Annotated in this window: 16 protein-coding genes and 1 pseudogene; 6 read left to right on the top strand and 11 right to left on the bottom strand. The window is 33.7% G+C overall.

What is annotated here, in order from left to right:
• The first annotated feature begins 92 nt into the window (after positions 1-92).
• The 3 genes from HUE87_RS10195 to HUE87_RS10205 all read left to right on the top strand — a co-directional run bounded on the left by HUE87_RS10195 (position 93) and on the right by HUE87_RS10205 (position 859).
• Positions 93-299, top strand: a complete 207-nt coding sequence (locus tag HUE87_RS10195) for a hypothetical protein (RefSeq protein ID WP_194366284.1) — start codon at positions 93-95, stop codon at positions 297-299.
• 5 nt (positions 300-304) lie between these two features.
• A complete protein-coding gene (locus tag HUE87_RS10200) occupies positions 305-604 on the top strand; it encodes a type II toxin-antitoxin system RelE/ParE family toxin (protein WP_194366285.1) in 300 nt (99 codons plus the stop codon).
• Positions 605-691: 87 nt separating this feature from the next.
• Entirely contained in the window at positions 692-859 is a 168-nt protein-coding gene (locus HUE87_RS10205) for a hypothetical protein (RefSeq protein WP_194366286.1), read from the top strand.
• Positions 860-869: 10 nt separating this feature from the next.
• On the opposite strand, the gene HUE87_RS10210 is transcribed toward HUE87_RS10205, so the two are convergent.
• From HUE87_RS10210 to zntB, 7 genes are all read right to left on the bottom strand, one after another.
• Entirely contained in the window at positions 870-1,220 is a 351-nt protein-coding gene (locus tag HUE87_RS10210; RefSeq protein WP_194366287.1) for a DUF3147 family protein, read from the bottom strand.
• A 44-nt stretch (positions 1,221-1,264) separates the two neighbouring features.
• Positions 1,265-1,630, bottom strand: coding sequence for a DUF6488 family protein (locus HUE87_RS10215; RefSeq protein ID WP_194366288.1), 366 nt, complete (start codon positions 1,628-1,630; stop codon positions 1,265-1,267).
• A 14-nt stretch (positions 1,631-1,644) separates the two neighbouring features.
• A complete protein-coding gene (locus HUE87_RS10220; RefSeq protein WP_194366289.1) occupies positions 1,645-2,418 on the bottom strand; it encodes a HupE/UreJ family protein in 774 nt (257 codons plus the stop codon).
• Positions 2,419-2,467: 49 nt separating this feature from the next.
• Positions 2,468-2,785, bottom strand: coding sequence for a hypothetical protein (locus tag HUE87_RS10225; RefSeq protein WP_194366290.1), 318 nt, complete (start codon positions 2,783-2,785; stop codon positions 2,468-2,470).
• Positions 2,786-3,022: 237 nt separating this feature from the next.
• Entirely contained in the window at positions 3,023-3,712 is a 690-nt protein-coding gene (locus HUE87_RS10230) for a VIT1/CCC1 transporter family protein (protein ID WP_194366291.1), read from the bottom strand.
• A gap of 93 nt (positions 3,713-3,805) precedes the next feature.
• Positions 3,806-4,600 carry a bestrophin-like domain gene (locus HUE87_RS10235; RefSeq protein ID WP_194366292.1) on the bottom strand — a complete coding sequence of 265 codons (795 nt, stop codon included), beginning with the start codon at positions 4,598-4,600 and terminating at the stop codon, positions 3,806-3,808.
• A gap of 492 nt (positions 4,601-5,092) precedes the next feature.
• The gene (zntB, locus tag HUE87_RS10240; protein WP_194366293.1) at positions 5,093-6,067 is read right to left on the bottom strand and encodes a zinc transporter ZntB; all 975 of its coding nucleotides are present in this window, start codon (positions 6,065-6,067) and stop codon (positions 5,093-5,095) included.
• A 486-nt stretch (positions 6,068-6,553) separates the two neighbouring features.
• Between zntB and HUE87_RS10245 the strand changes: the two genes are divergently transcribed.
• A complete protein-coding gene (locus HUE87_RS10245; RefSeq protein ID WP_229855131.1) occupies positions 6,554-6,688 on the top strand; it encodes a phage integrase N-terminal SAM-like domain-containing protein in 135 nt (44 codons plus the stop codon).
• A gap of 343 nt (positions 6,689-7,031) precedes the next feature.
• Here the strand turns inward: HUE87_RS10245 and HUE87_RS10250 are convergent, their stop codons facing one another.
• The 3 genes and pseudogenes from HUE87_RS10250 to HUE87_RS10260 form a co-directional block, all read right to left on the bottom strand.
• Positions 7,032-8,276 carry an MATE family efflux transporter gene (locus HUE87_RS10250; protein ID WP_194366294.1) on the bottom strand — a complete coding sequence of 415 codons (1,245 nt, stop codon included), beginning with the start codon at positions 8,274-8,276 and terminating at the stop codon, positions 7,032-7,034.
• Positions 8,277-8,687: 411 nt separating this feature from the next.
• Positions 8,688-9,065 (bottom strand): hypothetical protein, encoded by a 378-nt coding sequence (locus HUE87_RS10255; RefSeq protein WP_194366295.1) that lies wholly within the window; start codon positions 9,063-9,065, stop codon positions 8,688-8,690.
• A 92-nt stretch (positions 9,066-9,157) separates the two neighbouring features.
• Positions 9,158-10,241 (bottom strand): annotated as a pseudogene (locus tag HUE87_RS10260) (IS3 family transposase).
• A gap of 159 nt (positions 10,242-10,400) precedes the next feature.
• Between HUE87_RS10260 and uvrB the strand changes: the two are divergent.
• Together uvrB and HUE87_RS10270 are read left to right on the top strand one after the other, a co-directional pair.
• A complete protein-coding gene (gene uvrB, locus HUE87_RS10265; protein ID WP_194366296.1) occupies positions 10,401-12,383 on the top strand; it encodes an excinuclease ABC subunit UvrB in 1,983 nt (660 codons plus the stop codon).
• 13 nt (positions 12,384-12,396) lie between these two features.
• On the top strand, positions 12,397-12,963 hold the full coding sequence (locus HUE87_RS10270) for a DedA family protein (RefSeq protein ID WP_194366297.1): 567 nt from the start codon (positions 12,397-12,399) through the stop codon (positions 12,961-12,963).
• A 13-nt stretch (positions 12,964-12,976) separates the two neighbouring features.
• On the opposite strand, the gene pckA is transcribed toward HUE87_RS10270, so the two are convergent.
• Positions 12,977-14,560, bottom strand: a complete 1,584-nt coding sequence (gene pckA, locus HUE87_RS10275) for a phosphoenolpyruvate carboxykinase (ATP) (RefSeq protein ID WP_194366298.1) — start codon at positions 14,558-14,560, stop codon at positions 12,977-12,979.
• Positions 14,561-14,643: the final 83 nt, after the last annotated feature.

Below are 14,643 nucleotides of genomic sequence, written 5' to 3' on the forward strand. Positions count from 1 at the left end.
TGAAGCTGAGTGAAGTGAACATGGTATCAGCTGTTAAGTGATTTATTAAAATAAGCTATAATATTAACAATTATATATAGAAGGTTGACTCCATGACTTTACATTTAAATGCTTCGGATAGTGTATCCCAAAAAATACTATCTTTTTTAGAGTCTCTAACTAAACAAGGTGAATCTGTAGAAATTATTGATGACTCAATTTATAAGTTTGAAAAACAAGGCATTTCACAAGGTTTAAAACAAGTTGAAAATGGTGAAATTTATTCAACAGATGAACTACTAGAAGAATTAAAAAAATAATCTTTGTGAAAGTTAACTATGCAAAAAGCTCCAAAGAGTTCTTATTTAAATTAAAAGATTTTATATCAGAAAACAATCATACAAAAGCTAAACAGTACACATTAAAATTAGTATCTAGAATTACAGATATGCTTCAGCACCCATATATTGGCAAAGTAAATGCCACATTTGATGATGAGAGTATTAGAGAAATTATTTTAGATGGAATAAAAATTATATATAAAATTCATCCAAAGAGTGTCAATGTTGTAATGATGTATAGATATATTGACTTTAATGAATTAGAGATAGACACAAAATCTTAAAAATTTCTCGGCAGCCTAATAGCAGCCATCTTCTACAAAATCACCTCAAATACAAACCGTTCACAACTAAATACTATAATTTCAGCAATGAAAAATTCAATCAATTTTAAAGCAACTACTCCTTATGAACCAGCAGGTGATCAACCTACTGCTATAAAAGAGTTAAGTGATTCTATTCTAAAAGGTAATCGTTACCAAACACCTGAAGGTGTTACAGGTAGCGGTAAAACGTACACTATGGCTAAAGTTTATTGATTACTCTTACCTATAACTTAATACCAAATTTTCCAAGAACATATATGACACTATAATAAGCTCCTATTGTCATAACAGTTGCCACAAATAAACTTGGATAGAAACCGACACCTTTCTTAATTAAAAAAGGAAATACTAAAAAAAGTGTCATTGATGGTGCTATAAGCCATACAATTCTCTCAGAAAATTCCACGGCACTTTCTGAACTGTTTGTATCTACGTACATCCATGTCATGGCAAGAATTGACACTAATGGTACAGCTGCCAGAAGTGCTCCTGCTAAACTATATCTCTTACCAATTTCTGATATCAAAACAATTAGAACAGTAGTAATAAGTAATTTTACAATGTAATACGCCAATATATATCCTTTAATAATTCAACCTCATAATTGAGGTTGAATATTTATTTTCCTGTAAAATTTGCCCCTGTCATTTGACCATACTGATTTATAAATATATAAAGATTTTTTTGATCAGCTTTTGGTTCATTAGGATTGTTAAATGTAAAAACCCATTCAGGAGTTCCTTGGAACTCCTGTTTATTTGTATTTTTCACTGAAATATTCTTCCAGCTTTTATCCAATTTACCTAATGCTACATAACCGTTTAATTGTTTCATAGCAATTTGCTTTGCCTGTGCTTCTCCAACCTTTGAGTATTCATGACTGTGTCCATGTTCTCCATGACTGTGTCCTGAACCTGCATATAGAGGGTTGATTCCTAATGCTAAAAAAGTTGCCATTGCAACACTTATGATAATTTTTCTCATTTTGTTCTCCTTATTTATAATGAACCGTGTGTATATTGTTTAGCCTTCTTGGCTTCAATATCCATGTGAATATGCGTGTGGGCATCTTTATTAAACCCAAACTCTTCTTCGTTTGTTGTATGTAAGTATCCATGAAGTTGCATTAAAAGCAACATAAAACCTACAAACATCAATGCATGATTGGCGACTTTACTATGTTGTATAAATGATTTTGTATTACGCCATATAGCAAGTATAAATAATATTGGAATAAGTGCAAGAACTTGTCCAAACTCTACACCAATATTAAACGAGATGATACGCATTAGCATCTCAAAACTATCTTCACCTAGTGGAAGTTGTTGTAGTCTTGTTGAGAGACCAAATCCATGGATAAGACCAAAAACTAATACCATCCATAGCAAGTTTGGAGACTTAACATGTAAATAGTTCTCAAAACCTTTGTTATTGTCAAATGCTTTGTAAATTACACTTAAAGCAATTACTGCGTCTATAAGGTAATAATTTGCATTTATACCCATAAAAGTTGCAAAAATAAGAGTAATACTGTGTCCAAGTGTAAATATTGAGACAAACTTTACAATATCTTTTACAGTTTTAAGAAAGAATACTACACCAAATAAAAAAAGTAAATGATCGTATCCTGTTAGCATATGTGTTGCACCTAACCAGATGTATCGTAAATTGCCTCCATCAAGCATTGCCTGTTTGTCTTCTGCTGAAATTCCATGTGCATATGCTACACCGTTTAGCAGAATTAATGCACCCATTATTAAGAGTGTTCTCATTAAATATCCTTCTAATTTTTATTGTTTTACTGATTATTAAGAATATTAATTAAGAGATTGGAGGTCTGAATAGTTTCGGGGGATAAAACTCTATACGCCATTGTTTTAAAACAATCGGTATATCATTGTCAAGTTTCTGTGTAAAAATCAACTGCGTATCAAGAGACTGAAAATCTACAAGATTAACTTTATGAATATGTCCATGAGAATGTTGAACTCCATGATGAATATGACTATGTTCATGTGCAAGAATTGAACAAAACTCGTGATGGTGACTTTTTTGTTCTTTTACAAAGTTGTTAAGTGCAAATACATTTACACTTGTAAGGCAAAATATTACTATACTAATAATGATGTTTTGCTTCATTACACATTGCCTTACTATTTTTTTGCAAAAATTATATCAAAGTTTCAACAATATAAGTTTTTTATAGCCATGATTGTCTAAACCTGTAGGTTGATGCACAAAGTGTAGGTTTTGGAATATGTTCAAAAATTCAACTCTTTGTGGAATATTCTTTCTGTTAGTAAAAACTGTTCCAAAAATAAGAGCTTTTTTATGTTAGTTTCCTTATATTGCAGTTTAAACTAAGAGTTGCACTTCTTATGCAACAACACCAAAGATTCTGCCTACTCCTGCCGTCAGCGCCATTGCGAGTGCACCCCAAAATGTAACTCTGATAGCACCCATAATTATTGATGCACCACCTGCACGCGCTGCGATACCACCAAGAAGGGTAAGAAATACAAGAGAAGATACTGCAACAAGAGGAATAAGTAAGTTAACCGGTACAAGCCACGCAACAACTAATGGAAGTGCCGCACCAATAGTAAAGGTGCCTGCTGAAGAGAAGGCTGCTTTAACCGGCTGTGCATTCCCATGTTCTGTGATACCTATTTCATCTCTAGCATGTGCGCCAAGTGCGTCATGTTCCATAAGCTGTTCAGCTACTTGCTGTGCTAACAATGGCTCAACACCTCTTTCTTCATATATTATGGCAAGTTCATTTTTTTCAAACTCAAAATCTTTTTCTAATGATTTTTTTTCAAGTGCAAGATCTGCATTTTCAGTATCAGACTGAGAACTGACGGATACGTACTCACCAGCAGCCATAGACATAGCGCCCGCGACTAAACCAGCTACACCGGCTAAAAGAACTCCCTCATGAGAAGTGTTCGCAGCGGCAACACCGATGATAAGACTTGCTGTTGAAACTATTCCGTCGTTTGCCCCAAGTACAGCTGCACGTAACCATCCTACACGATGTGATCTGTGAATTTCTGTATGACTCATATGACTCTCCTTTAATTAAACTTACAGCTAACATGGTCATAAAGAGTACAATATTAGGAGTATCCCCATGAACAACAGGTTATTTATTTACATCTACAATAAACTATTTTCTTTGGTAAATCTTTTTGCTAAGGCTTCTAGGGGTAATCTGTTTATATTCCATATTCCATAAAATGGATGATCTAAATCTTCAATGATCATATATAAAAGATGGATAGAAACAGAAAGGCTGACAAGTATTGCAACATGGGTATAGATATTATGGACACCTAACAGCATAAATGCTGTGATAAGAACAATAGACATAAAAGTCATTAGTATCTTTAACCTCAGAGGCAGTCTATCATTTGCTAATGCTATCCGTCTTGTACGAAGTTTAGTGATATCTGATATATTTTCTATTATGGCAGTAAACACAATACTGTCTTTTTCTGTATTAACTGATATTCCTTTGCTCTTACGCATTATCTCGTATAACTCTTCGGAAGTATCAGAATCCATAGGCTCATTAGGATCACTCATTTCTGACCATTCATTATTATTTAGTGATAAGGTGTAATAAGAAAGCGCATCTTTGATGTTCTTTTTAATTTCATTATTTTCGTCATTTAAATATGTCAAAAAATCTCGTACAGTCTCAATAGCATTTAATTCGTTCTCTATAACTTGATTAAGGTCGCTGTATTTAGTTAAAACTGTAACCAATAAAAAACCTGCCACAATTGCATAAACAATACCGAAAACACTAAAAAATGCACTCCATGCTGATATATCTTCAAATATTTCTTTGTATTGTGCATATTCTTTTGCTGAGACTAGAATGAATGCAGAAAGTGTTCCTGTTATAAGTAGCGGTACAAAGATTCCAATTAATTTTCTTTTAGTCATTTCATTCCTTTTTCTATTATAAACAAAAAATAAATCATTTAAAGTTAGTGATATATCCAGTAATGTATGCCTAAATATTTATTTATACCAATTATAGTAAGCTCAACCTTAAATAATATTTTGACTTACACCACAGGGGTAGTATTTCTCTTTTTGTGTCTCTATGAATAAGTCGTAGTTGTTGTCCATCAAACAATAATCATGGAAAAAACACTTTGTCTAAAAATATGACATTGTGAAATATTTATATAGTTGTAGTTTTTAAAAAGTGAAGATGTTACCCCTGGGGTGTAATTTATATCCGTAAAGTGATCTACAAACTCTTTTGATTTTTTTAGATATTTTGTATGAAAGTATTGGATTTTGAAATATCTTTGTTTTCTTTTATAGTTAAGTATAAAAGTGGAGATGTTCTAAGGTTATATTGAAATGAAGGGCCAGCGAAAGGCTCTTGCTTGTATCTAGATATAGTACTGATGACAACTTTTCTGATTACATCCACTTCTTTCGCTTAAAAAACCATATCTGTCCAGCGGCTATTGCAAGTAAAATGAAGCAGAAAATGAAAAATGCCGATTTACTTTCCGTACCAGGGATACCACCCACATTAATGCCAAGTAGCCCTGTCAAAAGGCCAAGGGGAAGGAAAATACCTGCCACGATGGACAACACATACATTGTCTTGTTCATTTGCTCCGCTAAACGGTTGTTGAGTTCTTCTTGTGTAACGGTGGCTCGATCTCGTACAGAATCAAGATCTTCAACATAGCGCATTGTGCGGTCGGCAACTTCCCTTAAACGCATACGTTCCATTTCGCCTAGCCACTCAACTTTCTCGCTGTGTAATCTAACCATCACATCCCGCTGGGGAGCGAGATAGCGGCGCAAAGAAATTGCTGACCGACGAATGTCTGCAATTTTTCGCCGAAGATCATAACTCTGTTCGATGAGCACATCATCTTGGAGTGCATCAACTGAGTCATCAATATCGGAGATGACAGTGCCCATGCGTATGATTAGGCGGTCAGACAAGTCTTCTAAGAATGCACCTGGTCCTGAAGGACCATCCCCCTCTTTTACAGCTTGACAAAGATCGTCAATTGCCATAACTCTGCGATGTCGCAATGTCACAATACGATTGGCATCAATCCAAAGCCTGATCGACACCATGTCTTCTGGGTCCGCACCCGGATTAAGATTGACGCCACGCAGAATCAATAGCATTCCCCCTTTGTGCACTAAAGATCTTGGACGGGTTTCCTCAATCGTCAATGATTCAGCAATGACAGGATCAATCAAACTGTCATTGTTGATCCACTCCTGAGCATCATCTTTAGTGTAATCCAGATGAATCCAAAGTTTACCGTCACTAGGATTCCATTTCTTAACACCATCTAAATCAATGCTCTTTCCACCACCTTTTCCATCTAGTATGAAAGCAAATACAAGCCCGCTATTGTTGTTCATCTTATTATCCTTATATATTTTAGTTTTATTTTCTTATTAAATAATGTAATAAAAGTACTTTTGGCACTATAACTATTTCTACTTTAAAACTAACAATTCTGATAATACTCATATAATATTTATGCCGTAGGCAGCAATTAACGTTGGAAAATCCATTGCTATAGATAAGCCACTAAGTGTATATTTCCAATGATTCAATTTTCCCCCCCCCTTTTTGTAATCTAACTATTTATTAAATTACATTATATGTAAAATAATCTTAAGTCACATAAATCACTAATACTTTATTTGCATGTTAAAAAGCTGTATTTTGTCAGATTAATGTCAATTTGTCATATTTTCGATAAAAAAGAGAAAATTTACATAGAATTCTTAAAACTTAGATGTTCGTTTAATACTGTATATTCAAATTAAATTACATTTTGTATGTTATTTCACCAATATGTTACATAACACACAAAATGTTGCTTAAGTGAAGGATTAAAAATGGAAGTTAAAAAAAAGCTATTAGGTTTAGTTCGGGATAAGATTAGATTCAAACATTACAGTTATTCAACTGAAAAAACTTATGTGCATTGGATTAAGCACTATATATTGTTTCATCAAAAAAAATCCTATTGAAAATGATATATACACATGTAGTTTCAAAGATGAACAAGACTAAAGTTATTAGTCCTTTAGATTTTCAATAATGAGTATTCTAGCTACTATGTAGCTACATATATGTCTTTTAGTAACTTCTTATAATAAAAACATTATTTAAGTTCAATAATCTGTAGGTTGATGCACAAAGTGTACCTTGTGCAACTTTTGCCTTATTTTTAAAGACAACTGAAAACACTATGTCATAAAAGTAGAAAAGACTTTCAACTGTTTGGAATGATTAAACCATGCATCAATCTTAAAGAACATGATACATACTATTGAACAAGTAATTACATCGATACAAGATATTAAGTCTCTGCTATTGGAGGTTAATTCTTCGCATAATCTTTCTTACTTCTACAAAAGAGAGAACAAACATCCCCATATAACCAAGTGCTAAACCAAAGACTACAGATACTGAGTTTTCTGAGTAAAGTCTTGTAATATAAAATGCCACCACAAAAAGAGCTATCCCGCTCACTCTTACAAATAGAGCCTTCCCAAATGCTCCAGAAGCTTTAATCAAAGAGAGTTGAAAAGCATTTATCATAATAAATATAAAGAAAAAGCTCAAATGAGTCAGGTATAAATACGCACCTTGGTACTCAGGTTTAAATGCCAGTGAAACAAACTCTTGAGAATAAAAAACCATTAGTAGCACAAAAGAGCCACTTATTAAAAATGCAAACTTATAAAACCATCGCTGTAGATCAATTATCTCTTTGTATGATTTATGAGCATGGAGTTTAGAGAGTTCAGGAAGTAAAAATCGGAAAACTGGAAATACAAAAAGAGTAATCATGTACATCAAAACAGGTTTAGTAACCACTTGAAAGTCTCCCAACTCCTCTACGCTATAGTAGTGCATAAGAAAAAATACTGCCATATATATCATGACTATTCCTGAGCCAAATTCTACAGTAGAGAGTACTGCGTTTTTAAGGAATGTTTTTGTATCGGTATCAAATTCTACTTGAGCTAAATGCGGTTCATTAATTTCACGGCGTTTTTTTAGCCATATAAAGATTGAGAGTCCCATATAACTCATGATGGTCATAATAAAAAGTGACTTTAGACCATTTGTATGTGCTATATAGTAGGCTATCAAAAACCAAATGGCCCCAAGTGTTGGTTCCATAAATGTACTCTGCTTCATTATAGAGTAGAGTCTATACATAGCCAACTGATTAGTAAGATAAGCATAAGAACTCATGGTAAGGATAGTGAAAACAAGATACCAGTAATGTATCTCTATACCAACGCGATGCTTTAGATACGGAAGTATAAGACCCCATGACAAAAGTACAAGGACTATGATGAAGTATCTAAAGATATTGATAATATTCTCATCTTTTTTACTCTTTGCGTAAGCTACGACCATGGATGAGCGAAAGCCTATAAGAATAAGGAGTGAAAAAGAGAAAATATCTATGGCTGTATAATAGAGAGTGAGTACATCTTTTTCTATGATTCTCGCTAAAAATATTTTAAATGAAAAGCCTGCTACTACGGTAAATATCGAAATCAATATCGCATGGTAAAAATGTTTTTTAATCTCTTGCAAACTTTATTCCTAATTATATTTTTTATAGTTTACATTATCGCACAAATTTATGATATTTTGTATGCATATTATGTCTACGAACTAGACAGTTGCAAAACCTGTTATACTTGGCAATCTTTAGCTTTAGGATAGAAATAAGCAGCACCACCATAGGTGACTGCAAACACTATAAGGCTTATTATAGAGTTACTAGTAAATAATTGTGTAATAGTTACTGCGACTACTGCTAATGAAAATATGATAACGAACTTGATTATAAATCCATAGGGTGTGCATTGTCCTAGCATTTAAACCTCTTATATGTTTTTGAGAAGTATAGCAGTATATTGTTAAGCAAATAGCTGTATTAATGGAAAATGTAAGCTCCATAAACAGTTCTTTTTGGAACAAACGAACTCCACAGAAGCACATCTAAGTTAATATTTTTTGACATTCTTGCTTTATAATCTCAGGAGCATTTTTAGCATCATTTATGTAATTTTCAAAAGGCGCTACAATTTCTATCTCTTCTTCGAAAGTTTTTTTATCCAAGTTTTCCAATGAAGTTTTTAACTCTTTCAAATCTAGTTCATTAATCAAGCCTCTCTCAAGTATATTTTGCAGGATGCCATCTTTTAACTTTATAGCTATGGCGATATCTATAATGTCTCTTGTAAGATTATCATTTCGTCTATAAACTATTTTCTTAGCAATAATATTTTCTATGCTCTCAACATATACATCACTGGTAAAAATAACTTTTGAATTGTCAAGTAAATACTCAGATGAAGCATTTTGAGAGACCAACACGTCGACTTTTATATTATTCTTCTTCTCCTATAATGCCCCTAAAAATCAAGACAACCTAACAGCTTAATTTATTTCCCTCTGCAACTGCTACTTTATCCTACATTTTTAAGATATTCAAGATAAACATTCATAGGTTTTTGATAATTCAAACTTGAGTGAAATCTCTTGAAGTTGTATTTGTGTATATAAGCTTTAACTCCTTCTTTTAAATCTTTGATTGTTAAATAATCGTTTATGTAAATATTGCCATGCTTTAGAGTCCTAAAAAATCTCTCAATGACAATATTATCTATACTTCTGCCTTTGCCATTCATTGATATTTTTATATCATGTTTTTTAAGTAGCTGAGTATGTTCATGACTTGTGTATTGGCTACCCTGATCTGAGTTAAATATTTTAGGTCTAGGATATTTAGCAAGTGCATCTTCGAGAACATCGGTAGCCAGTGTTGCATCCATTGAGTTTGATATTTTATATGAAAGAATAGCTTTACTATGCCAGTCTATAACTGCTGCAAGATACATAAAGCCACCATTGATGCGAATATAAGTAATATCGCCACTCCACACCTCGTTAGGGGTTGGTACATATACAGTTTTTTTTCTGCCAACTTTAGTCCAGTATTGTTTAAGTAGATACTCATAAATTGGATGTGCTTGGTTTTTAAGGCTTGTGAGTTTTTTTTTAGTAGGGTATATAGCTTGAATGCCAAGTATTCCCATATATTTTATGAAGTAATTTTATATTTTCTTGACTCATTGGCACTGGTTGATAGTAGTAACTACTTCGACTAATACCAATAGTTGCACACTGCTCTGACACAGATATTTTTTTATGCTTAGACTCAATCAGAGACTTTTTGTTATCAAAGTCCAAGCTCTTTAACTTTCCCGCTGCCCACTCCGCTTTGATAGTTGCTTTTCCAAGTGCTTTAGCTAACCCATCATTTTCAGTTCTCAACTCTTCTATCTCATCTCTATAAGATTTAGTCGCACCACCAACATCAAATGCTAAAGATGCATTTTCTAAAAACTGTTTCTTCCAATTCTGGATAGTTTTAGATGTAATCTTATATTTTGTGGCTATTTGACTAATAGTCTGTTCCTCTTTGAGAAGTTCTAAGACAATTTTAGTTTTTTGTTCTGCTGTGTAAACTTGACCTTTTTTGCGTGCCATTTTTTATCTCCATATTTGTTATTAAAATTTTAACATTTAGGAAATAAATATTACTGAACTACTGTCTTAGATTTTAGGGGCATTATATTTTCGGCAGCTATATAACAGCCATACCTCTAAAAACAATAGAAAAACAGCATTTTAGCTATAATTTCACCAATGAAAAATTCAATCAATTTTAAAGCTCATACAGATTTTGAACCAGCTGGTGACCAACCTACTGCTATTAAAGAATTAAGTGATTCTATACTAAAAGGTAATCGCTACCAAACACTTGAAGGTGTAACAGGTAGTGGTAAAACGTACACTATGGCTAAGGTTATAGAGAATGTTAAGATGCCTACTATTATTATGACTCACAACAAAACTTTAGCGGCTCAGCTATATAGTGAGTTTAGAAGTTTTTTTCCAAAGGCACATGTAGAATATTTTGTATCTTATTATGATTATTATCAGCCTGAAGCTTACATACCTCGTCAAGATTTGTTTATTGAAAAAGATAGTGCTATTAATGATGAACTAGAACGTATGAGACTCTCTTCCACCGCAAACCTCTTAAGCTATGATGATGTTATTGTTATTGCTTCTGTATCGGCTAACTATGGTTTAGGAGACCCTGAGGAGTATCAAAATATGGTTCAGGTTTTAGAAGTTGGCGATGAGATTCCTCAAAAGAAACTTCTTCTACGTTTGGTCGAGATGGGTTATAGTAGAAATGACTCATATTTTGACACGGGGCACATAAGAGTCAATGGAGAGAGCATAGATGTTTACCCTCCTTATTTTGAGCAAGAAGCTATCCGCATAGAGTTTTTTGGTGATGAGATTGAAGCAATGTATACCTTCGATATTATTGACAACAAAAAACTAGAAGAACACAAAAGTTTTACAATTTATGCAACTTCACAATTTAGTGTAAGCCAAGAGAAAATGTCTGTAGCCATTAAACGAATAGAAGAAGAGCTTGATGAAAGACTTGCATACTTTCAAAAAGAGGGAAAACTACTTGAGCACCAGAGACTAAAGCAGAGAGTTGAGTTTGATTTAGAGATGCTTCAAACTACAGGTATGTGTAAAGGGGTTGAGAACTACTCAAGACTTTTGACAAACAAAAAACCTGGAGAAGCTCCATTTACACTACTTGACTACTTTGAGGTCAATCACAAAGATTATTTAGTCATAGTCGATGAATCACATGTATCTCTTCCTCAGTATCGTGGTATGTATGCAGGTGATAGAGCAAGAAAAGATGTCTTGGTTGATTACGGTTTCAGACTTCCTAGTGCACTCGACAACAGACCGCTAAAAGCAGATGAATATATAAATAAAGCTCCTCATTATCTTTTTGTTTCAGCTACACCCGCTGAGTATGAGCTAGAGATGTCAAGTGTTATTGCTAAGCAGATTATTCGCCCTACTGGATTACTTGACCCAATTATAGAGATAAAACCATCTGATAATCAGGTTGAAGATATTCACGATGAGATTAAAAAAATAACTCTTAAAGATGAACGCGTTCTTATAACTGTTCTTACGAAAAAAATGGCTGAGGCCCTTACAAAGTATTTAGCAGATTTGGGAATAAAAGTTCAATATATGCATTCAGATATTGATACAATTGAGAGAAATCAAATAATCCGTTCTCTTCGACTTGGCGAGTTTGATGTACTCATAGGTATAAATCTTCTCAGAGAAGGTCTAGATTTGCCAGAAGTTTCTCTTGTGGCTATTTTAGATGCTGACAAAGAGGGGTTTTTGAGAAGCGAAACCGCTCTTGTACAAACTATTGGTCGTGGTGCTAGAAACTCAAACGGTCGAGTTATTTTATATGCCAATAAAATAACAGGTTCCATGCAAAGAGCGATAGACAAAACAACAGCAAGAAGAGAGATTCAAGAGGCACATAACAAAAAGCATAATATAACTCCGACAACTACCATTCGTAAATTAGATGCAAACTTAAAAGTAGAAGATCATGGAGGTATTTATCAAAAACATAAAAAAATGGATAAAATACCAGCATCAGAAAGAAAAGCAATGGTAAAAGAGCTCTCACTTAAGATGAAAGAAGCTGCTCGTGAGTTAAACTTCGAAGAGGCAGCTCGTCTTCGTGATGAGATAACAAAAATTAAAAAACTTTAGGAAGATATATAATATGGAAGATACATTTAGCAATTTAACAACTTATGGATATATAGGACTTTTTTTATACTCGCTTGGCGGTGGGTTTGTAGCGCTTATTGGTGCTGGGGTGTTGTCATTTATGGGGAAAATGGATTTAACTCTTTCAATGTCCATAGCTTTTGTGGCAAATTCTTTAGGTGATTTTTTACTTTTTTACATGGCAAGGTATCAAAAAAGTATGATGATGGATGGTCTTCGCAAACATAGGAGAAAATTGGCTCTTGCTCATATTATGATGAAGAAAAATGGTTCTTGGATAATACTTATTCAAAAATTTGTTTACGGGATAAAAACTCTTGTCCCTATTGCTATCGGTCTTACTAAATATGACTTCAAAAAATTTGCTATTTTAAATGTTGCAAGTGCTGCAGTATGGGCTTTAGTTGTTGGACTTGGGAGCTACTACTCAGGCAGCTATTTAATAAAGGTTGCAGAGCTAATTGGTGATAAACCTTGGATAGCGCCAATCATACTTGTAGTTTTTGGTGGAGCTTTATGGCTCTATATGACTCAAGCCACAAAAAGAAAAGTTAAATAATTTTCAGTAGGAATCAACTTCCCACTATCGGTCCTGCCGGAGAGTAGTCTTCATGCTCTCCATCATTATATTTTTTATAATTTTCAATAAACATCTCAGCTAAAGTATCTCTTGTTTTATCAAACTCATCTTTGTCTTTCCAAGCGTTACGAGGATTTAATATTTCTGGGTTTAATCCTCCAAGCGTTCTTGGCACATGTAATCTAAATGTTTTAGTAGTATCAAACTCACTATTTTGAATACTTCCATCTAAAATTGCGTTGATACAAGCACGGGTATCTTTTATGCTCATTCTATGACCAACACCATAAATACCACCAGTCCAGCCTGTGTTTACAAGGTAAACATTAGAACCATGTTCATCTATCTTTTCACCCAAAAGCTTAGCATATTCTGTTGGGTGCAGTGGTAAAAATGCTTCGCCAAAACATGCACTAAATGTTGCAACAGGTTCAGTAATACCGCGCTCCGTTCCAGCTACTTTTGCAGTATATCCACTTAAGAAGTAGTACATTGCTTGCTCTTTTGTAAGCTTTGAGACTGGAGGGAGAATACCAAAAGCATCAGCTGTTAAAAAGATGATATTTTTAGGATGTCCTGCATGTAAAGTCGGTTCATGATTTTCTATATGCTCAATTGGGTATGAAACACGAGTATTTTCAGTTTTTGAGCTATCCTCGTAGTCAACCTCACCTTCTCCATACATCACAACATTTTCCAAAAGAGCATCTGTCCTAATAGCATTGTATATCTCTGGTTCGCTTTTACCATCAAGGTTAATTACTTTTGCGTAACATCCACCTTCAAAGTTAAAAACACCATAGTTATCCCAACCATGTTCATCATCGCCAATTAATGCTCGATGTGGATCTGTTGAGAGAGTTGTTTTTCCTGTTCCGCTAAGACCAAAGAAAAGTGCAGTATCACCATTTTCACCAACATTTGCTGAACAGTGCATAGGAAGTTTGTTTTCTAACGGCAACCAGTAGTTCATCATTGAAAAAATACCTTTTTTCATCTCACCACCGTACCATGTACCACCAATTATTGCTATGTTTCTCTCAACATCAAAAAGTACGAAAACTTCTGAATTCATACCGTGTTCTTTCCATTTGTCATTTACAGCTTTACAAGCATTTAAGACAGTAAAGTCTGACTTAAAAACTTCAAGTTCAGGCGGTTCAGGACGAATAAACATGTTTTTAACAAAGTGTGATTGCCATGCTATTTCAGACACAAAACGAACTGATCTTTTTGAAGCGGCACTCGCTCCACAAAAGACATCAGTTACGTAAATATCTTTGTTAGAGAGTTGTTCTTGAGCTATTATTAAAAGTTCGTCAAAAATTTCAGAAGATATTTTTTTATTTATATCACCCCAAGCAATATGTTTATTTGATGGCTCTCTATCTACAAAATATTTATCTTTTGGACTTCGTCCCGTGAATATACCAGTGTCAACAGCTGTTGCACCTTTTTTTGTAAGAGCACACTCATTATTATCAAGTTCATGTTGAATTAATTCTTCATAACTTAGGTTATGATAAACATTACCAACATTTTTTAGACCTATTTCTTCTAACTCAGCTAACTTCATAACTTACCTTTTGGGTGCTTTTTAATTATGGCGAAATTATACACTTAATAAACATAAATTAAAAGTAAATATCTAACTCTAAT

It is taken from the genome of Candidatus Sulfurimonas marisnigri (genome assembly GCF_015265475.1).
GTDB lineage: Bacteria > Campylobacterota > Campylobacteria > Campylobacterales > Sulfurimonadaceae > Sulfurimonas > Sulfurimonas marisnigri.